The sequence below is a fragment of the Micromonospora parathelypteridis genome, assembly GCF_014201145.1.
In the GTDB taxonomy this organism is placed as follows: Bacteria; Actinomycetota; Actinomycetes; order Mycobacteriales; family Micromonosporaceae; genus Micromonospora; species Micromonospora parathelypteridis.
Map to the genome: position 1 here is coordinate 5,925,957 of NZ_JACHDP010000001.1, position 20,458 is coordinate 5,946,414.

Consider the following 20,458-nt stretch of genomic DNA (forward strand, 5'->3'; position numbering starts at 1 on the left):
TGCCGGCGGGTCGGGATGACCGAAGCGACGACAAAGCTGGTCTCAGCAGGACCGGCGCGTCGGGGTGACCGATGCGACGGCCCGGCTGTCCTCTCAGCGGGGCCGTCGCGTCGGGGTGACCGATGCGGCGGCCCGACCGTCGCGCCGAGGTGGCGGTCCGGGCTGCTTTCCGATGGGCGGGCTGTGGCTCTGGCGGTCAGGCCGCCGCGCTTGTCGCTCGCCGCTCGTCGACCAGCAGTGCGAGCTCGCGCAGCAGCGGCTGGTCGTAGATGTCACGTACGGTGATGGGCACCGCGAAGGCTTCCCGGACCCGCAGCGCCAAGCGGGTGGCCAGCAGCGAGTGCCCGCCAAGAACGAAGAAGTCGTCCTCCCGGGCGACCTCGTCGAGGCCGAGCAGGGCTTGCCAGAGGCCGGCAAGGTTCTTCTCGGTGGAGGAGGCGGGCCGGTCACCACCACCGGCGGCAGTGACCGGCGGCGCCGGCAGGGCCTGGCGGTCCAGCTTGCCCGAGTGGGTGAGCGGGAAGGCGTCCAGCCCCACGACGGCGGCCGGAACCATCGCCTCCGGTAGGACTCTCCTGAGGTGCTCCCGCAACGAGGTGACGTGCGGGCCGTCGGGCACGACGTACGAGACGAGCCGTAGCCCGTTGTCTTCGGCGAGCGCGACCGTGGCAGCGTCGGTGACCGCCGGATGGGCCCGGAGCTGGATGTCGATCTCCCCGAGCTCGATCCGGAAGCCGCGCAGCTTGACCTGGTCGTCGGCGCGCCCGACGAAGTCGTACACCCCGGCGACCCGTCGGGCGAGGTCCCCCGTGCGGTACAGCCGGCCGCCGGGGTCGGGCCCGAACGGGTCCGGTCCGAAGCGCTCGGCGGTGAGCCCGGGCTGACCCAGGTAGCCGCGGGCGACGGCCGGCCCGCCGATGTAGACCTCGCCGACGACGCCGTCGGGTACCGGCCGGTGTTCCTCGTCGAGCAGATGCACCGTGCGATCGCCGATCGACCTCCCGATCGGGATCGCCGGCAGCGCCAGGTCGGCGGCCGTGATCTGGTGGGCAATGGCGAGGCAGGTGCACTCCACCGGACCGTAGACGTTCACGATCGTCAGATCGGGCTGGTTCGCGAGCACCTTGCCCAGGTGGTCGCGCGAGGCGACCTCGCCCCCGATGACCAGGCAGCGCAGCCCGGCGAGCAACCCGGGCCGTTCGGCCGCCACGGTGTTGAACGCCTGCGTCGGCAGCATCAACATGTCCGCCCCGGCCCGCTGGGCGGCGTCGGCGACGGCCAACGGGTCGCTGCCGTCGTCGCCCCGGTGGATGACGAGAGTTCCGCCGGTTGTCAGCACCGGGTAGACCTCAAAGACGTGGCCGTCCCAGGACATCGCCGAGTGGCACATCGCGCGCAGACCCGGACGCCACGGACCGTAGTCCTCATCGATGTAGAAGCCGGGGACGCTGCGGTGCGGCACCTCCACGCCCTTGGGCCGGCCGGTGGAGCCTGAGGTGTACGGGACGTAGAGCAGGTCGTCGCCGGTCACCTCCACCGGTGGGGGCACTGCCGACCCGACGGTGGCGTCCGGGTCGCGGAGCGAGTAGGTCAGCGTCGGGAGATCGGACAGCCCCCAGTCCAGTGGAGGCACCGTGAGGACGGCACGCACCCGGGCGTCCGCGGCCATGCGCCGCACGCGTTCCGCCGGCAGCCTCCCCTCGAGGGGAACGTAGGCCGCGCCGGCGCCGAGGATGCCCAGCATCGCGACGATGGTGTCGGCGGAGTGCCCGGCCCGCAGGCCGACCAGGTCGCCGCGACCGATGCCGAGCGCCAGCAACCGCCGCGACAGCCGGGCGGCGTACGCGGACAGTTGCCGGTAGCTCAGCTCCACCTTGCCGTCGACCACCGCCTTCAGGTCCGGGGTGCGGGCCGCCTGCGCGTGGAACAGGCCCGACACGGATGATGTGTTGTCTGACATGCCACCAGGGTCGGCACCTGGTCTTTCACCGCGTTGTTGGCTGCCTATCGTCGGGCTCATCCGACGTGGGCGCCGGCCCGGGTAAGGGCCGGATGGTCTTGTGGATCTTGGTGAATCCGCCCCGTCCGCGAGGCCAGTCGCTCACCGCTGCCGTTCCACCGCCTCGCGATGATCTCCGCGGCGATGCTCACCGCGGTCTCCTCCGGGGTCCGCGCCCCGAGGTCCAGCCCGATGGGGGAGGCCAACGTGCCCAACTCCGCCTCGCTCAGGCCAAGCTCACGCAACCGGTCGAGGCGGTCGTCGTGGGTTCGACGCGACCCCATCGCCCCTACGTAGGCCAACGGCAGGCGCAGCGCCACATCCAGTACCGGCCCGTCGAACTTGGGGTCGTGGGTGAGGACGCACACCACCGTCCGCTCGTCCACCCGGCCGGCGTTCGCCTCGGCCTGCAAATACCGGTCGGGCCAGGCGACCACCACCTCATGCGCCTCCGGAAAACGCCGCTCGGTGGCGAACACCGCCCGTGCGTCGCAGACGGTGACCCGGTAACCGAGGAATACGCCGATTCGTGCGACGGCCGCGGCGAAGTCGATGGCGCCGAACACGAGCATCCGGGGTGGCGCCTGATGCGACGCCACATACAGGGTCACCTCGTCGCGCCGGCGCTCGCCGTCGTAGCCGTAGTGAAGTAGACCGGTTCTGCCGGCGGCCAGCATTCCGCGTACGTCGGCGACGACGGCGGCGTCCAGCCGGGCGCTGCCCAGTGATCCGTCGGAATGGTCGGCGTAGACGATGAGCCGCCGCCCCGGGCTGCAGGCTGGATCCTCGCCGCTGGTGGCGACGCAGGTCACGACCGCGACTGCGATCCCATGCCGCACCGCGTACGACACCGCCGCGAGCTGCGGAAAGGACTTCCGGTCCACCCGCTCCACGAACACGTCGAGGATCCCGCCGCAGGTCAGGCCGTCCGTAAAGGCGTCATAGTCGCTGACGCCGTACCGTTGCAGCACCGCCGTCCGGGACTCGATCACCTCCTGGGCCAACTCGTAGACCGCGCCCTCGACGCAGCCGCCCGCGACGCTGCCGACCGCCGTACCGTCCGCTGCGACCAGCATCGTCGCGCCCGCCGGCCGCGGCGCCGAGTGCCGCGTCGCCACCACGGTGGCCATTCCCACCGGGATCCCGTCGGCCCACCAGCGCTCCAGATCTTTCAACACCTCACGCATTAGTGATCCCTTCCACCGATCGTCTCGCCTTTGCGGGGAATGTTGGCCGATGCGATTGCCAGGTCGGCCATTCTCATTTGGCGCGCGGACGAACTGCGACGCAGAAGAAGCCACCCGATACGGGTGGCTTCCTTTGTGCAAGCTTTGTCGGGGCGGTGGTCAGCCCCAGATCGTGTCGCCACGACGGCCCCAGATCGTGTCGCCTCGACGGCCCCAGATCGTGTCGCCTCGACGGCGGGAAGCGAAGTTGATGCCGTTGTCGCTGATGTTGTTCGACATCTCGGATTCTCCTTTTGGGGGGCCATCTCTCGATGCCGAAAGGTTGTCCGAGCAGGCTTTTCTCGCCTCTACTGATCTCTATTGTTTCGCTACTGTCGACCTCGGCCGAGGCAAAAGGGCGTGGTGAAGCCACGGTTTGGCGGTCTTGGATATGCCAGCGGGACTACTCAGGATCGGTCTGCTGAGGGTCGGCGTGCTGGTCCAGGCGCACGAGCCTTGTCGCGTCGTTCGGCCCGCAAGTGGATGGTGCGACCAGTCGGCGCGCCGCGCTCCGCGGCCTGCGCCTCGGCTACGTCCTGGCGGTCGCCTGCCCCGCCAGGTGCTCACCGGACGCAGCAGCCGGCGGATCGACCAGATCGGCGCGGGTCTGACCCGCGCCGTTCGACAGCGCGTCTCGGCCAGTCCCAGCGAGAGGAGGCACCGCCTCCAGCGCTGCCTGCTCGATGGTGCGGACCAGCGCTACGGCCCGCTCGTACCAGGTGTCGGCGTGCAGCCCGAGGAAGAGCTCCTGCGCGCGGAACGCTGCTCGCAGCGCCTGTTCGCGCTGGCCCCGATCCTGGTGGAACTCGGCGATGGTCAGACTGATGCGCGCCTCGATGAAGTCCTCGTTCAGCTGGGCCGCGAGCGCCGCCGCCGCGCTGAGCATGGCCTCCGCCTCCGCGTGGCGGCCCCGGCGCAGGGCCACGCTGGCCAGGCCGTGCTTGGCATGTGCCTCCCCGACCCGGTCCTGCAGCACCAGCACCAGATCCAGTGCGTCCTGGAACGCGCGCTCGGCCTCGTTCAGCTCGCTGAGGGTCAGGTGCAGGTCGCCAAGACGGCACAGCACCTGGGCGTGTACGCGGCGAGCGTTGGCTCTCTCGGCCGCCGCGAGGGCCAGCTTCAGGTCATGGGCGGCCGCCTCGCGGTCACCAGCCTCCAGATGGAGCTGGGCGATGTTGCTCATCACGTGCGCCTCGGCGACGTGGTCGCCAGCGTCACGTAGCCGGCCCAGCGCGTCCTCGAAGCCCCGCATCGCGGCATCGGCCTTCCCGGTGATCCGGTCGAGGAAGGCCAGCATGCGCAACGCGAGGGCGTAGCCATGGTCCTCTCCGATATCACCGAACAGCTGCGTGGCCTCGGTAAGCAGCGGTCGCGCGTCGTCATGGCGTTGCTCGAACAGGGCCAAGGAACCGAGGGAGCTCAGCATCGCCGCCCGCCCGCGTCGGTTGCCGCTGCGAGCGGTGACCTCCAGCGCCAGCTCGTGGGTCGTACGCCAGTCGCCGAAATAGCGCCGGTTCTCGAACAGCGTGACCGATGCCAGGGCAAGGTCCCAGCACGCGTCGTCCAGACCCATCTCGGCCGCGAGGCGTACCGCCGCGAGCAGGCCAAGGCGCTCGGTGTCGTACCAGGCCAGCGAGTCGGCGATCACCTTGTCCAGGACGGACTCGGCCAGCCGCCAACGCGGTGCCTCTCCGTGGATGACGGTGTGGTCGCCGCCGTACTCGGCCCGGTGGGCGCGTTCGGCCAGGAACAGCCAGGCGCCCACGAGCCGGCGCGCCGTTGCCAGCCGCTCGGCCTCGGTCTCACCGGCCTCCAACTGCTCGCGGGCGTACGCCCGGACCAGGTCGTGCAGCCTGAAACGGGCCCGGCTCCCACGGCCGTGTTCCACCTCGACCAGGCGCGCCTCGACCAACTCGTCGAGCAGATCACCGGCGGTCATCGGGTCGCAGTCCATCAGCGGCGCGCAGATCCAGCCACCGAAGTCAGCCGAGCTGGCCTGGCTGAGCAGCCGGAACAGGCGCTGTGCCGGCGGGCTCAGTGCCCGGTAGGACAGCGCAAGGTTGGCGCGAACGTCCAGCCCGCCGTGCGCCAACTCGCTCAGCCGTCGACGCTCGTCGGACAGCCGATCCACGAGATCGCTCACCGCCCAGTGCGGACGGGCGACCAGGCGGGCGCCGGCGACCCGCAGCGCCAGCGGAAGGCCACCGCAGAACCGGACCAGCGAGATGGCGGCACTTTCCTCGGCGTGGATGCGGTCTCGACCGAGCATCTTGCCCAGCAGCTCAAGTGCGTGATCGAGGCCCAACACGTCCACTTCGACCGGGTACGCCCCGGACAGCCCACTGAGGCGGTGCCGGCTGGTGAGGATCACGGCGCATCCAGCGGTGGCCGGCAGGATGGGCCGCACCTGGTTCTCGTCCGAGCAGTTGTCGAGCACGACGAGGATTCGCCGGTCGGCCACGCAGGTACGAAACATCTCCGCGCGCTCGTCGAGCTGCTCCGGCAGGTTGATGGCGAGCACTCCCATCGCCCGCAGGAAACGGCCGATCACGTCCGCAGGTGCCGCGGGCTCGGCGTTGACGCCGTGCATGTTGGCGTACAGCTGCCCGTCGGGGAAGGCGTCGGAGAGTGCGTGGGCCACATGCGTGGCGAGACTCGTCTTGCCCACGCCGCCACGGCCGGAGATCGCCACCATCGGAACGCCGGTGGCGCTGGCATCGGAGAGCAGTCGCTCGCGCATCGCTTCGATGAGCCCGGCGTGTCCGGTCATGTCGGACTGGGCGATCGGCAACATCCGCGGCACCTGTACGGGGCCGCTGCGCGGACCGCCGCCGATGCCGGTGCCGATCCGCAGGTCGGGATCGTCGCTGAGGATGCCCTTCTCCATCAGGCGTAGCTGCTCGCCTGGCTCCAGGCCCAGGTCGTCGATGAGGATGCGGCGGCCGTCGCGGTAGACCTCCAACGCGTCGGCGCGACGGTCACAGCGAAAGAGCGCCAGCATCAACTGCGCGCGGAGCCGCTCGCGCAGCGGGTACCGCTCGACGAGGTCGACCAGTTCGCCCACGGTCTCCTGGTGCTGGTGCAGCCGCATGCGTAGGTCGATGTACTCCTCGATCGCGGCGATCCGGCGTTCGAGCAGCGAGGCCGCGGCCGCCTGCAGGATCGGGCTGGGAATCCCGGCGAATGGCTCGCCGTGCCAGAGCGACAGTGCTTCGGCGAAGGACTGTGCGGCGTCGGTCAGCCTCCCGCCGCTGGCTGCCTTCCTTCCGGCGGCGACGGCGCGCTCGAACATCAGCAGGTCGAGCTTGGTGGGATCGACCTCTATCTGGTAGCCCGGCTGTTTGGTGTGGATGGTCGCGTCGATGCCGTGCATCGCCAGGGTGCTGCGCAGACTCGACACGCAGATCTGGATCTGGCCTCGGGCGGTGGTTGGCGGCTTGTCCGGCCACACCGTGTCGATCAACCGTTCGACCGAGACGATCCTGCTGCTCTCCAGCAGGAGGGTGGACAAGACGATGCTTTGCCGCGCCGCGGTCAGTGAGACGGGCCCAGTGACGCCGATGAGCTCAAGCGGACCCAGTATGCGAAACCACACGTTGCCCCCGTTATAGGCGTTTGATTTCGTCGCACGGCGAGGTTATCAGAGCGAGCGGCGTCGATGGTATTAAAGTCTGTCGATAGATTGGAGATCGATAGCGCGGACCTCGCGCGGCCGACGGAATGGTGATGGGACAGTACGACAGCGCAGGCAGGAGATCAAGGTCGATGTATGCGCAGGCCCCCGGGGCGCTTTCCGGCTTGAAGTGTTCTGTCCAGGTTGAGAACCCGGCACGACATGGAATTGTGGGACGAGCCCGACTCTGGTGACCTTTCGGATGATGCGGCCTGACCTCGCCGGTCTGGCCCTGTCGGGATCCGGACTCGCGGCGGGCTCGACCACCGTGGACTCGGTCGTCAAGCGTCACGCGTCCGGCCGCAACGCGCGGAAGGTGGCCGTCTGTTCAGGCCACCTCCGCGCCTCGTCGAACGAGCGTTGCGCGCGTCGCTCAGGAACGGCCGAGAGCCGCGCGGACCCGCTCCGGCCATTTCTGAGGGTCGGCGCCGTACTGGCAGACCAGGGCGTACGCGAACCGTTCCAGGCCGAAGCCGGCACACGCGGTGTAGACCGGCTCGCCCGCCGTTCCCTGAAGCGCGAAGGCCTCGGCGAACATCTGCTCGTGGAAGTTGAACGACCCGACGGCGATGGTCTCGCCAGCGCCGACGTCGAGGCGAAGCTCGTACTTGAGTTCGAGCAGTCGCTGCGAGGTGGACCGCAGAGCCCCGTCGGTGTTGCCGAAGAACGGGTCGTTGGCCACCTCGCACCGGCCGACCAGGCCCATCTCGTCGGCCAGGCCCAACAGGCGGTCCATCAGGCGCTCGCGGTCGGCGAGCACCTGCTCCCGGGAGCCGACGAAGACCACCTCGCGGATGGTGAAGTCCCACAGGCGCTCCAGGCCCTTGCGGTACTTCTCCTCGTGCCGGAACGACTTCCCGCGCGACGTGACGACCGAGACCCCGTCCGGCAGCGAACCGTCGGCGAACTGGTGGAACGTGTGGTAGCACATTGTCGGTGGCAGGCAGTAGTCCACCTCACGGCAGGATTCGAGCAGCTGCGCGTCCAGCCCGCCGGCGGACTTCGTCCTGGCCAGGAAGTCCTGGTACACGTCGATGTCGCTGTGCAGGCGGGTGACGAACATGACGTACTGGGGAAACGACGTGAGGTAGCCGCAGCGGTACAGCGTTTTGGCGGGAATCAGGGTCGGGTAGCGGTACTCCCGCCCGTGCATCTCCTGGACGACGAAGTCCCGCACCGTGCGGTCCAGGTCGTCCATCAGGCCCAGCACCGGCTCGCCGAGGGCGATCTGTCCCTCGCCGGCCTCGAACGCGATCCCCTCCGCCACGAGGTCCTCGAAGGTCCCGGGGGCGATGGCGCGGTCTTCGGCCGAGCGCCAGATGACCTTGGCATCGCGGCCGAGCTGGGTGAGGACGTCGTTCTGCAGGATGACGTTGAGCTTGCGGGCGAGGTTCTCGGTGGCCTCGGGCGTGTCCGTTCGTACGGTGACGCCGGTGACGCCGCGGTCCTCGACGACGAATTCGAAGTCGACGATGTTCCGGGAGGCGAAGTACACGCGGCGGGCGAACTCGTCGGCCAGCGTGCCGTTCAGTGCGCGCTCCAACTGGATGGTGTGCAGGGTGCTCATGGTCTCGTCCTCTCGTCGGCGGTCAGGACATCGCGGGCACGCCGACGAGGCTCGCAATGACATTACGTTGGATCTCCGATGTCCCGCCGTAGATGGTCCCGGCGAGGGCATCACGAAGTTCGCGCTCGATCGGCAGGTCGCTGACGTAACCGCGCGCGCCGTGAAGCTGCTGCGCGTCCAGGCACGTCTGGATCAGACCCTCGGTGGCGAAGACCTTCAGAATGGCGCACTCGAGCAGCGCCATTCGGCCTTGGCTCTTGAGCCAGGCGACGTGGTAGAGCATCAAACGCGCGGCCTCCAGGCGTACCCGCATGTCGGCGATCTTGTGCGAGACGGCCTGGAACGCCCCGATCGGCTTGCCGAACTGCCGCCGGGTCGCCGCGTGCCTGACGCTCATGTCCAGGACCCGACGCATCGCGCCGATGGCCGCGGAGAACATGAAGCTCCGCTCCCACTCGATCGTGGAGGTGAAGATCTGGTAGCCGCGGCCCTCGGCGCCGAGGATGTGATCGGCCGAGAGGACGACGTCGTCGAAACGAATCTCTCCCATCAGCGTGCCGCGCAGACCCGCCTTGGGAATGTCCCGGACGACCTGGACCCCCGGCAGGTCGGCCGGGACGATGAACAGGGTGAGCGCGCCCTGAGCGGGCCCGTCCCCGGTACGGGCGATGACCGTGAACAGGTCCGCCACCGGTCCGTTGCTGATGAAGCACTTGGTGCCGGTGAGCACGTAGGTGTCACCGACGCGCTCCGCGCGGGTGGTCATGGCCAGGATGTCGGATCCGGCCTGCGGTTCGGTGAGCGCGTGGGCACCGACCATCGACCCGTCCACCAACGGCGGCAGATAGCGTGCGCACTGCTCGGGCGTGCCGTGCTCCACGATGTACATCACGCACGCCCACAGGTGGTTGTTGATCGCGAAGGTCAGCCCGTTGTCCCGGCAGGCATAGGCGAACGCCTCGTGCGCCACCATGGCGGTGACCGGGTCGAGCTCCGAGCCGCCGTACGCGCGGGGGACCGTCCAGCCCAGTACGCCGAACTCGGCGCACCTGGCCCAGCCCTCCCGGTCGAAGGTCGCCGCTCGGTCGTGCTCGGCGGCGTCCGCGCCGATCTCCGCGCGAGCGAAGGCGATCACCTTGTCCCGCAGGCTCTGCTGCTCTGGAGTCAATGAGAAGTCCACGAACCCTCCTTGTCGGCTGTCACTTCGGCGACGGGTACATCCAGGCCACCGACCCAGGCGCGCGCGGCCACTTCGAGCAGCGCGGCCACCGGGCCGCGGCGATTCGCGAGCCGGCTCATCGGCGCCAGTACGGTGGCGTCCGGCCGAGCCGCCCGTAGGGGGTGCTGGTTGGCCAGCGAGGTGAGCATCTGCCCCGGTCCCGTCTCGATGGCGAGGACGCCGGGCAACTCCCACAGCCGCGTCAGGTTGTCGAAGAAGCGCACCGTCTGGCACATGTGGCGGGACCAGTACGTCGGGTCGGTCACCTCGGCCGGCGCGATCCAGTCCCCGGTCACGTTGGACACGATCGGAATGCGCGGTGGCCGCAGGTCGACGGCCGACAGCGCGTCTCGTAGGGGTCTGTCGAGCGGGGCCATCATCGAGGAGTGGAAGGCGTGCCGGGTGGACAGGTTCATCGTCACCACGGCCTGGCTGGCGAGCTTCGAGCCCAGTGCCGCGAGCTGCGCGGTCGGCCCGGACACGACGCACAACCGGGCCGCGTTGACGGCGGCTAGGCAGACCTCGTCCCCCAGGTACGGTGCCAGTTCGTCCTCGGCCAGCAGAACCAGCATCATCGCGCCCGGCGGCAGTCCGTCGATGAGGTGGGCCCGCTGGGCCACCAGGCGCAGCGCGTCGGGCAACGGTAGGACCTCCGCGACCGCCGCGGCGGTGTACTCGCCGATGCTGTAGCCGACCAGGGCCCCGGGTTCCACGCCCCAGGCCCGCAGCTGGGCGGCGAGGGCGTACTCCACCGCGAAGACGGCCGGTTGGGCCAGCCGCGTCTCGTCCAGCGGGTCGGGGCCGCCGCGGATCACGGCGTCCGAGTCGTCCGCCGACGGTGCCAGCAGGTGCTCGCGCAGATCGCTGCCGATCAGCGGTATCAGCTGCTCCGCGCAGTCGTCCAACACCGCGCGGAACGTCCCCAGCCACTGGTACGCCTCACGGGCGACTCCGGTGCGTTGCTCTCCCACGCCGGGGAAGAGGAATACCGGGAGGGGTGACCCCGCCTCACCCGGATGGACCTCGCTTCGGAAGACGAGGCGGGGATCCGGCTCGCGCAGGAGTGCGGCGGCCTCCGCGGCGTCGCGAGCGATCACGGCGAGACGGTGGCGGTCGTGGCCGGGCTCGGGCAGGAGAGCACCCTCGGCCAGGGCCGCGGCCGTCTGGGTGGCGAGCCGGTCGAGGTGGTCCGACGACGGCGCGCTCAGCGCGTACATCTTCCAGGACTGCGTCTGCACGGTCGGGGCGGTCATAGTGACTCCTGGGTGGTGAGCGCGCCGTCCCGGCTGACCGGCAGGTCGATGCCGAGTTCCGCCATGAGGTCGGTGACGAAGTCCAGCTGACCGGCCCGGTTGGCCAGGATGACCGCGCCGGCGCCGCCCGTGCCCGCCAGGGTCAGTGCCTGATAGCCCGGCCCGTCCCCGGCGTGGCCGAACCAGCCGCTGCCGGTGGCGATGCTGCCGAGGCCGTAGGAGACGGATGGCAGCGGCTGGGTCATCGTCGCGGCTTCGTCCGGACCCAGCAGGACCGCGGGCTCGCCGCGCAGTGCCCGTAGGACGTCGCAGGCGAGCTTGGCAAGGTCAGTCGCGGTGGTCCACAGCCCGCTCGCGGCTCCGTCGGTCACCACGTGCCAGCCACCGGGCAGGTGACCGCCGTCGTCGGTGTGTCCCAGGGCGACCCGCCCGGCGCGGCGCAACGGGAACGACTGGTCGTAGCTGCTGTTGGTCATGCCCATCGGGGTGAACACGACGCGGTCCATCAGCACGGCGAACGGCTCGCCGGTGACCTCCGCGAGAATCTGCTGGATCACGCCGAAGTTCGCGCACGAGTAGCGGAACTCCCCGGCAGGCCCCTCCCGGCGCACCGCTGGATTGGTGGCTGGCGGCGAGCCGTGCAGGATGTCCAGCAGGGACGGCGACGCCGCGGTGCGGGCCACCCCCAGGTTGGTCAGCCGGGTCAGACCCGAGGTGTGACTGAGCAACTGGCGCAGGGTGATCGGGTGTCCGTCGCCGTCGTCCGGCGGCTGCCACCGCGACAGATAGTCGCGTGCGTCGACGTCGAGGTCCAGCAGTCCGTCCCGGACCAGGCGCAGGACCCCGAGCGCTGTCACGTGCTTGCTGACCGAGCAGACCTGGAACACCGTCTCGGGTCCCGCGACCACGGTTCCACCGGCCTTCGTCACGCCGGCGGTCCACGCCTGGGCGACCTCGCCGTTCTCGATGAGGGCGATGCTCGCGGCGGGAACCCGGTGGCGGGCCATCGCAGACCGCACCGCCTGTTCCCGGTCGTCGGGCAGCGAGCCGGACGCGGCCGGGCGGGACACTGCCTGGCGGGACTCGGCGGGGCTCGGCGCGTCGGTGCCGGCCTCCGGATCGTCGGCGTCGACGGCCGCCAGCACCTTGGTGAACGTCCGGAGCCGCAGGATCTGCTGGACGGTGATGGGGATCTGCGCGCGCCGGGCCGCCCCGGCCACCTGGAACGCGAGGATGGAGTCTCCGCCGACGTGGAAGAAGTTCTCGTCCGGGTCGACGTCCGGCATCTGCAGTACGGCGTCCCAGATGTCCTTGAGCACCCTGGCCCGCCCGGTGAAGGCGGCTCCGGCCTCGGAGTGCGGCGCTTCCTCCGGCGACTCGACCGGTGCGACCGTGGGCACCGGCTCGGGCAGCACGGCGCCGAGGACCGTGTCGCCGCCGTTTCCGGCGAGCAGCTCCAGCAGCTCCGTGAGCCGGTCAAGCAGGCGCTCGATGGTGGTCGGACGGTAGACCGAGCGGTTGTACTTCAGCCCGACCCGCAGGCCGCCGTCGAAGTCGGCGGAGAGGGTGAGGTCGCGCCCCGTCTCGCCCACCTCGACGTCCAGGGGGGACACCGACAGGTCGGTGGTCAACTCGCCCGAGGCGATGTTGAAGTTGCGGAAGACGAACAGCGAGGTGAACGGCGTACCGCGGGACATGCCGATGGCCTTACGCACGTCTCCGAGGGCGGTGGCGACGCGGTCGTGCAGCGCCAACTGCTCTTCCTGCGTGTGGCGCAGCCACGGTCCCAGCTGCGCCGCGCGGTCGATCCGCAGCCTGGTCGGCAGGATGTTCATGAACATGCCGACCATCTGCTCCACACCGCTGACCGGGGCGTTGCGCCCGGCCAGCGTGGTGCCGAACACCGCGTCGCGGCCGCCGTCGTGCTCGCTCAGCAGCAGACCCCAGGCACAATGCAGCAGCGTGTGTAGGGTGACCCGCTCACGGCGAGCCGCCACCTGAAGGCGGGTCAGCAGCTCGTCGGGGAGGGTGCGAGTCTGGCTGGCGGAGCCCGCCGACCCGGCGACCGGCTCGGCCAGCGGCAGCGACGACGGCGCCGGCAGCCCGGCGAACATGTCGCGCCAGAACTCGCCGTCGTCCGCGGTCGTCGTCTGTGGTGTGCGCAGCCAGCGGACGTATCCCTCGACCGGGACGCTGCCCGCCGGCAGCGGCCGGCCCTCGCGTAGCGCCCGGTACGCCGACGACACCTCGGCGAAGACGAGGTTGAAGCTGTACCCGTCCATCACGACGTGATGGGTGCTCCACACGAAGCGGTGGGACCGCTCCCCGGTGCGAATGAGGAAGAACCGCGACGGCGGGTGCTGGTCGAGGCCGGCGCCGTGGTCGAGCTCGCGGGCCAGCAGCCGGTCGATCCAGGCCGCCCGGGCCGGTGCCGGCACGTGCGTGCAGTCGTGCCGCTCCAGGACGACCTCGTGTCGCCGGAGCACGACCTGCACCGGCCGGGGCAGGCCGTCGCTGAGGTAGCGCGTTCGCAGGGCCGGGTGCCGGTCGGTGGCGTGCTGCCACGCCCGGCGCAGCAGGTCCGCGTCGAGCGGGCCGTCGATGTCGGAGGCGTAGGTGCGCTGGTAGATGTCCCGTTCAGCCGCGAGGTGCTCGAACAGCATGCTCACCTGCAGCGGCGCGAGCGCGTAGACGCCCTCAACCTCGTCGGCGGGCAGCGTGGCCATCAGGTCGGCCAGGCTCGCCTCGTCCAGGCCGCTCAGGCCCGTCGAGTCGGCCGATGCCGCACCAGCAGGGCCGAGACCGGCGGATGGTGCCGGGTCGGCGGTCGGGGTCGGCGGATCCGTGCCGTCCGGTTCCGGCATCGCCGCAAGCTGGGCGACCGTCGGGTGACTGAACAGGTCAGTCGGCCGGCGGATGAGGCCGATGTCACGGGCGCGGGCGACGATCTGCATGGCGCGAATGGAGTCACCGCCGAGTTCGATGAAATCGTCCCCGATCCCGATCTCGACCAGGTGGAGCACCTCTGCCCAGATCTCGGCCAGCCGGCGCTCGAGCGGTGTGCGCGCGCCGGTGACCCGTACGGCGCTGGGCGAGGCCAGCTTCTCGGGTTCGGTGTCGGCCAGCAGGCCGTCGAGGATCTCGACGTACTCGTCGAGCAGACTCTCCGCGGCGGACACCCGGGCACGGTCGTAGTTGATCCGCAATGTCAGCTCCTCATGCAGGCTCGCGCCGAGGACGACCGGGTAGCCGGTCTGCCGGATCGCCCTGTCGACGTGGACATCCAGCTCCGGTGGTCGCTGTCCGGCCGGCGCGTCGAAGTTTTCGTAGACGAAGATCGTTTCGAACAGCGGGCGGCCGCCCGCGTGGCCCGCCGCTCGCTGGATGTCGGCGAGGGCGAGGTGGCCGTGGCCGTTCGCCGCGGCCTGGTTGGCCTGCGACATCTGCAGCCAATGGCCCAGGCTGCCGGCGGCGACTCGGACGCGGTTCGGCACAGTGCTCATCAGCAGGCCGACGATGCGCTCGATTCCGGGTACGTCGGCGTCGCGGCCGGCGATCAGCGTGCCGAACATGACCTCGGCATCGCCGGTCTCGCGGGCCAACAGCAGCGCCCAGGCGGCCTGGAGCACGGTGCCGACCGTCACGCGATGCCGGCGGGCCAGCGCCCGGATGTCCTCGACGCGCTGACGGTCGAGGACCGCCGTCACCTCGGCCGCGCTGGCCTCGGCCCGCGTCGCGGCAGGGCGGACGAAGGGCAGGTCGGTGGGTGTGGCGCCGAGCAGGCGCTCGCGCCAGAACGCCATGCTGGCGTCGGTGTCCTGCGCCCACAGCCAGCGGATGTAGTCCCCGAATGGCACCGGCTCGGGCAGCTGCGGACCTACCCTGCCCGTCCGCGCGTGGTAGGCGAGGAGAATCTCGTTCACCAGCACGGGCATGCTCCACCCGTCGAGCAGCAGGTGATGGAAGGACCACACCAACAGGTGAGCGGCCGGGCCCGTGCGGATCAACCGGCACCGGTGCGGCGGCCTCAGGTCCAGCGCGAAGCCCTGCTCGCGGTCGGCGGCCAGTAGGCGAGCCAGCTCGGCGTCGCACTCGGCGGCCGTCCGGTGCGACCAGTCCAGGTAGTCCCAGTCGAGTTCGGCTACGGGCGCGACGACCTGGACCGGGTGCGGCAGTTCGCGCCAGGCGAAGGTGGTACGCAGGACGGGGTGGCGGTCGACGCCGTGCTGCCAGGCGTACCGGAGGTCGTCGGGGCGCAGGTCGCCGTCGATGCCGATGACGAACTGCTCGACATTCGCGGCGCGCTCCGGCTCGGCCAGGGTCTGGAACAACATGCCGGCCTGCAGCGGCGACAGCCGGTAGAGGTCGGCGATGCCGGCCGGCCGGATCTGGGTGAGGAGCTTGCGCTGTGCCACCGGCGGGAGGTCCGCCGATCGCAGCATCGCCGCGAGCCCGGGCTGGGCCGTGTCGCCGCCGGGCCGTGCCGCGACCGGCGATGTCGTACTGCCGGCCACCGCCTCGGCCAACTCGGCGATGCTCTGATGGCCGAACAGCAGCGCCGGAGTCACCGCCAGCCCGGCGTCGCGGGCCTGGCGGGCCACGCGTACCGACAGCAGCGAGTCCCCGCCGAGGTCGAAGAAGTTGGCGTGGATGCCGATCCGGGGTACGCCGAGCACGGTCTGCCAGATCTCGGTGAGCGTCTGCTCGGCGGGCGTGCGGGGGGCCGCGATCTGGTCGGCATCGGGCAGTGCCGGTTCGGGCAGGGCGCCCCGGTCGACCTTCCCGCCGGCGGTGAGCGGCATCTGGTCGAGCACGGTCACCACCGACGGCACCATGTAGTCCGGCAACCCGGCCGCGACGAACCGTTTGACCCCGTCGGGCGCGACCGCCGCACGGGCGGCTCCGACGACGTACGCCGCCAGCCGCTGATGGCCACCGGCCTCGCGGCAGACGACCACCGCCTCGGTGACCTCCGGGTGGGCCAGCAGACGTGCTTCGACCTCGGCCAGTTCCACCCGGTACCCCCGGATCTTGACCTGGTGGTCGATCCGCCCGAGGAAGTCGATGTTGCCGTCGAGGCGGAACCTGGCGAGGTCGCCGGTGCGGTACATCCGGGCACCGGGCAGCGGGTCGTACGGGTCGGGCACGAACCGCTCGGCGGTCAGCGCCGGGCGGCCGGCGTAGCCACGGGCCACCCCGACACCGCCGATGTACAGCTCGCCCACGACCCCGGGCGGGGCCAGCCGCCCCTGGGCGTCCAGGACGTACATCCGCAGGTTGGCGATCGGCCGGCCGATCGAGATCGGCGACGCCGGGTCGAAATCATCGCCGATCTCGTAGACGGAGCAACCGACGACCGTCTCGGTGGGGCCGTACTCGTTGATGATCCGGCCCTGCGGGGCGATCTCGCGCCAGGCCGCGACGGTCTCCGGACGGACCTCGTCGGCCCCCACGACGTAGGTGCGCACCGAGTTCACCCGGGAACCGGCCGGCGTGAGGTGGCGCAGCGCGTCGAGGTGGCCCGGGGTGATCTTCAGGAGGCTGAAGTCGCCGTCGCGCTGGATCAGGTCAGCCAGCGCCTGGACCTGGTCTGTCTCCGGCAGGAGCGTGACATCCCGGCCGCTGATCAGCGGGAGCAGGAAGTTGGGTACGGACAGGTCGAAGGCGATCGAGCCCACCATCGGTGCCCCGGACGTGCCCTGGACGCCGTAGCCGTCGATCGACCAGAGTAGATAGTTCGCGACGCCGCGGTGGGTGACCAGCACTCCCTTGGGGCGGCCGGTCGAGCCCGAGGTGTACATGATGTAGATCAAGTTGTTCGGGGTGTTGACCGCCTCGGGGTCGGTCTCGGCGTACCCCGAAAGGTCCTCGGTGGGCACACAGATCCGCTCGCCGTCGAAGTCCGCGAACCTCTCCTGGGTGTCGGCGGCCGTCAGCAGGATCCGGGCGCCGGCGTCCGAGAGCATGTAGCGCTGGCGCTCCGCCGGGTGCGCCGGGTCGAGTGGTAGGTAGCAGCCACCGGCCTTGAGGATGCCCAGGAGGGCCGCGTGCAGGTCGGTCGACTGCGGCAGGCACAGCCCGACCACGTCCTCGACACCCACTCCCCGTTCGCGCAGGAGGTGCGCGATGCGGTTGGCCCGAGCGTTGAGCTGGGCGTAGGACACCGCCGTCCCGTCCTGCTCGATGATCGCGGTGGCCAGCGGGGTGGCGGCGGCCTGACGTTCGAAGAGTTCGTGGACGCACCGGTCGGGGTAGGTGATCTCGGTGTCGTTCCACTCGTGCAGCATGGTGTCGCGTTCGGCGCCGGTCACCAGTTCGACCGAGTCGAGCGGCGCGTCCGGCTCCGCGACGACCTGCTCCAGCAGCGCGACGAAGTGTGCGAAGAAGCGGTCGATCGTGGCCCGTTCGAAGAGGTCGGTCGCGAAGCTGAGTTCCAGCCCCATCTCACCGGTCCCGCTGTTGACGGCGATCATCGTGAGGTCGACCTTGGCGGTGCCGTTGTCGAGATCGATGTGCTGGACCACGGCGTCGGGCAACTGCCAGGTCTCCTCGGCCGCCTCGACGCACTGGAAGATGACCTGGAAAATGGGGTTCCGCGAGGCGTCCCGCACCGCGCCCACGCGCGCCACGATCTGGTCGAACGCGACGTCCTGATGGTCGAGCGCGCCGCGGACGGCGCGGTTGGTCCGGGCCAGCGCCTCGGCGAAGGTCGGTCGTCCGGCGAGGTTCACCGGTATCGCGACGGTGTTGGCGAACAGGCCCAGGGCGTGTTCGGTCTCGGGTGCCCCGCGCCCGGACAGCAGGGAGCCAACGGCGAAACGCTGCTGCGTGCTGTATCGGGAAAGCAGGGCGGCGTACGCCGTCAGGAGCACGTTGTGGACGGTGCTGCCGCGCTGCCCGGCCAGCGTTCGGACGTGGGTGCTCAGCGACGCGGGCAGCGGGGCGACGAACGTCTCGCCGCGGTCGGACCGGCGCGGCGGCCGCGTCCGGTCGAGGGGCAGTTGCAGGCCGTCGGGTAGGTCGCTGAGCGCGTCGGCCCAGTAGTCCAGGTCCTCGCGGAGCCGCTCCGGCGGCACCGCGGCCTGCCAGGCGGCGACATCGCCGAACTGCACGGAGGGCGGCGCCTGGTGCGGCCGGCCGGTGGCCACGGCGGTGTAGGTCTCGCAGAGCTCCTTGGCCAGCAGGGCGCAGGACCAACCATCGGTGATGATGTGGTGCTGGGAGATCACGACGAGGAATTCGTCGTCATCCACGCGATACACGGTGAATCGCAGCAGCGGGCCCGCTTCGAGGTCGAACGGTGTGGCCACGGCGAGCCGAGCCTCGTGCAGCGCGGTCGCGCGGCGCTGGTCCGCGGTGGCCCCCGGTGGAGACACGACCGTGAAGCAGGCTGGCCCGGCGGGGTGCACGACCTGGTGGTTGCCGTCGATGGTGGTCCGCAGGATCTCGTGCCGCGCGACCAGCAGATCGGCGGCCTGCCGCAACGCGTCGAGGTCCAGCACGCCACGCACCGTCATCGTGCGGTTCACCGTGTACGCGGCCCCGCCGTCGAAGAGCTGGTCAGCCAGCCAGACCGCGCGCTGTGCGGGGGAGAGGGGGATCGGTCCGGTCGGTCGGCGTGGGATGGTGCGCGCCGCGGTGTGGTTGGCCTGGCCGAGCAGGCGCCGCGCCAGCAGGGCGCGCTTGGACTCGGACAGCGTTGTGGTGCGTGGGATGTCGGTCGTCGTGGCCATCGTTGACTCCGGTCCGGCCGCTCAGGCCGCGGTCATCTGTTGGCGCAGGCTGAGGGGTCGCATGTCGGTCCACACCTGTTCGATGTGGTCGAGGCAGACCTGCTTGGTGCCTTCCACGCCGGTGCTTTTCCAGCCGGGCGGTACGGTCCGGCCGGTTGGCCAGATCGAGTACTGTTCCTCGTCGTTGACCACGACGGTGTAGTGCTGTTCCTGCTCGGACACGTCTTCTCCCATCGCAGCCTCCGAGAGCCGTCGAGGCGGCCCTGCTTGGTTGTCTGCGAGGCTGGCGGTCGACGCTTTCGCCGGCCTTTCGACCGCCTTTCCCGCCCGGTCGCCACGGGCGACGCCCGGCAGGCGGGAGGGGCGCACGCCACGTAGGAGGGCGGGAACGCGACGCGTTCCCGCCCTCCGGTGTGGCGCCCCGACAGCTGCTAGGCGGGGTCCTTGACGGCCACCACCGTCGCGGTGGTTGCCTGCGGGGGTGGCTGGGGTGCGGCCGGGCCCGGCTCGTCGGGCGGCGGCGCGAGGGCGCCCCCGGCGCGGGCCAGACCGAACAGCACCCACCCCGACAGCAGCAGCACGAGGCCCTCCGCGCCGAGTACGAGCCGGTAGTCGAAGGACGCGATGAGCGCCGCGCCGACGCCGATGGACATGATGTGTGGCGCGGAGGTGAGCACCTCCAGCGCGCTGAAGACGCGGCCTTGCAGGTGGTTGGGGGAGACCCGTTGGAACAGTGTGAGGATGGCGATGGCCATCCACGGCAGCCCGATACCGCACAACACCTTGCCGGCGAGGGCCGCGGGCAGGAACGCGATGGTCATGAACAGCGGGCCGAGGGCGAAGAACGCGACGCCTGCCGCGGCGACCTTGATCTCGCCGAACCGCCGCATCACCCAGGTCGCGGTTAGCCCGCCGACGATGGCCCCGACGCCCTGGACCATCTGCAGCACGCCGAGGAACTCGGGTACCTGACGAAGTCCGTCGACCACGGCGTAGTTTGCGGAGTCGCTGAAGCCGATCACCAGGGTGGCCACCGCGGTGCCGATCGTGACGCCGCGCAGGGTCTTGTTCGCCAGCAGGAAGTGGAAGCCCGCGCCGAGGTCGCGGCCGAACGCGGTCAGCCGCCCCGCCTTTGTGGGCCTGACCGCCCCGCCCGTGAGGTCGTGGGCGGTGCGGGTGGGCTTGGGTTCACGTAGCGACAGCGCGGCTGTACAGGCCGCCGCGGCCAGGAACGTCACCATGTCCAGTAGGACGACCAGCTGTCCACCCACCAGCGTGAAGAGTCCGGCGCCGGCGAGCGGGGCGACGATGCGAAGACCCTCCTGGGCGGTCCGCAGCGCGGCGTTGGCGCTGGGTCGCAGCTCGGTGGGGAGCAGGGTGGACAACAGCGCGGACTGCGCGGGCGCCACCAGCACGTTGAGCCAACCGTAGAGCAGCATCACGGTGTAGATGAGCCAGACGTCGCCGCTGTCGCTCACCAGCAACAGTGGTGCGACGACCAGGGCGCCGGCGAGGTTTGCCGCCACCAGCAGGGGTCGGCGGCGCACCCGGTCGACCAGTAGGCCGCTCAGCGGGGCCAGTAGCGTCGGCAGGCTGAAGAACAGGAACGTCAGTCCGGCCGCGGCGCTGCTGCCTGTCAGCGTCTTGACCCAGATGCCGCAGGCCAGCCACATGGCGCTGTCGCCGAGCAGCGACAGGGTCTGGCCGATCAGGTAGAGCCGGGCATCGCGGTTGGCGAGCAGTCCGCGGGCTGTCATTCAGGGCCTCCAGGGGATCGAGAGGGTGAGC

At 70.5% G+C, this 20,458-nt stretch carries 9 protein-coding genes; all 9 read right to left on the bottom strand.

Going from position 1 to position 20,458, the window contains the following annotated elements; genetic code table 11:
* Window positions 1–196: 196 nt before the first annotated feature.
* Window positions 197–1,960, bottom strand: coding sequence for a non-ribosomal peptide synthetase (locus HNR20_RS26815; protein WP_184185280.1), 1,764 nt, complete (start codon window positions 1,958–1,960; stop codon window positions 197–199).
* 56 nt (window positions 1,961–2,016) lie between these two features.
* The gene (locus HNR20_RS26820) at window positions 2,017–3,186 is read right to left on the bottom strand and encodes an XdhC family protein (protein WP_184185283.1); all 1,170 of its coding nucleotides are present in this window, start codon (window positions 3,184–3,186) and stop codon (window positions 2,017–2,019) included.
* Window positions 3,187–3,754: 568 nt separating this feature from the next.
* Complete coding sequence (locus tag HNR20_RS26825) at window positions 3,755–6,820, bottom strand: AfsR/SARP family transcriptional regulator (RefSeq protein WP_268240318.1); 3,066 nt, start codon at window positions 6,818–6,820, stop codon at window positions 3,755–3,757.
* A gap of 451 nt (window positions 6,821–7,271) precedes the next feature.
* Window positions 7,272–8,465, bottom strand: coding sequence for a class-II aminoacyl-tRNA synthetase family protein (locus HNR20_RS26830; protein WP_184185288.1), 1,194 nt, complete (start codon window positions 8,463–8,465; stop codon window positions 7,272–7,274).
* A gap of 22 nt (window positions 8,466–8,487) precedes the next feature.
* Window positions 8,488–9,645, bottom strand: coding sequence for an acyl-CoA dehydrogenase family protein (locus HNR20_RS26835; protein ID WP_184185292.1), 1,158 nt, complete (start codon window positions 9,643–9,645; stop codon window positions 8,488–8,490).
* The gene (locus tag HNR20_RS26840) at window positions 9,630–10,937 is read right to left on the bottom strand and encodes an acyltransferase domain-containing protein (RefSeq protein WP_184185295.1); all 1,308 of its coding nucleotides are present in this window, start codon (window positions 10,935–10,937) and stop codon (window positions 9,630–9,632) included. Before HNR20_RS26840 ends, HNR20_RS26835 begins: the two co-directional genes overlap by 16 nt.
* On the bottom strand, window positions 10,934–18,670 hold the full coding sequence (locus HNR20_RS26845; RefSeq protein WP_184185298.1) for a non-ribosomal peptide synthetase: 7,737 nt from the start codon (window positions 18,668–18,670) through the stop codon (window positions 10,934–10,936). The genes HNR20_RS26840 and HNR20_RS26845 overlap by 4 nt, the downstream gene beginning before the upstream one ends.
* Before the next feature lie 21 nt (window positions 18,671–18,691).
* Window positions 18,692–18,904, bottom strand: coding sequence for an MbtH family protein (locus HNR20_RS26850; RefSeq protein WP_184185301.1), 213 nt, complete (start codon window positions 18,902–18,904; stop codon window positions 18,692–18,694).
* 197 nt (window positions 18,905–19,101) lie between these two features.
* Window positions 19,102–20,427, bottom strand: a complete 1,326-nt coding sequence (locus HNR20_RS26855) for an MFS transporter (protein WP_184185303.1) — start codon at window positions 20,425–20,427, stop codon at window positions 19,102–19,104.
* Between the last annotated feature and the right edge of the window lie 31 nt (window positions 20,428–20,458).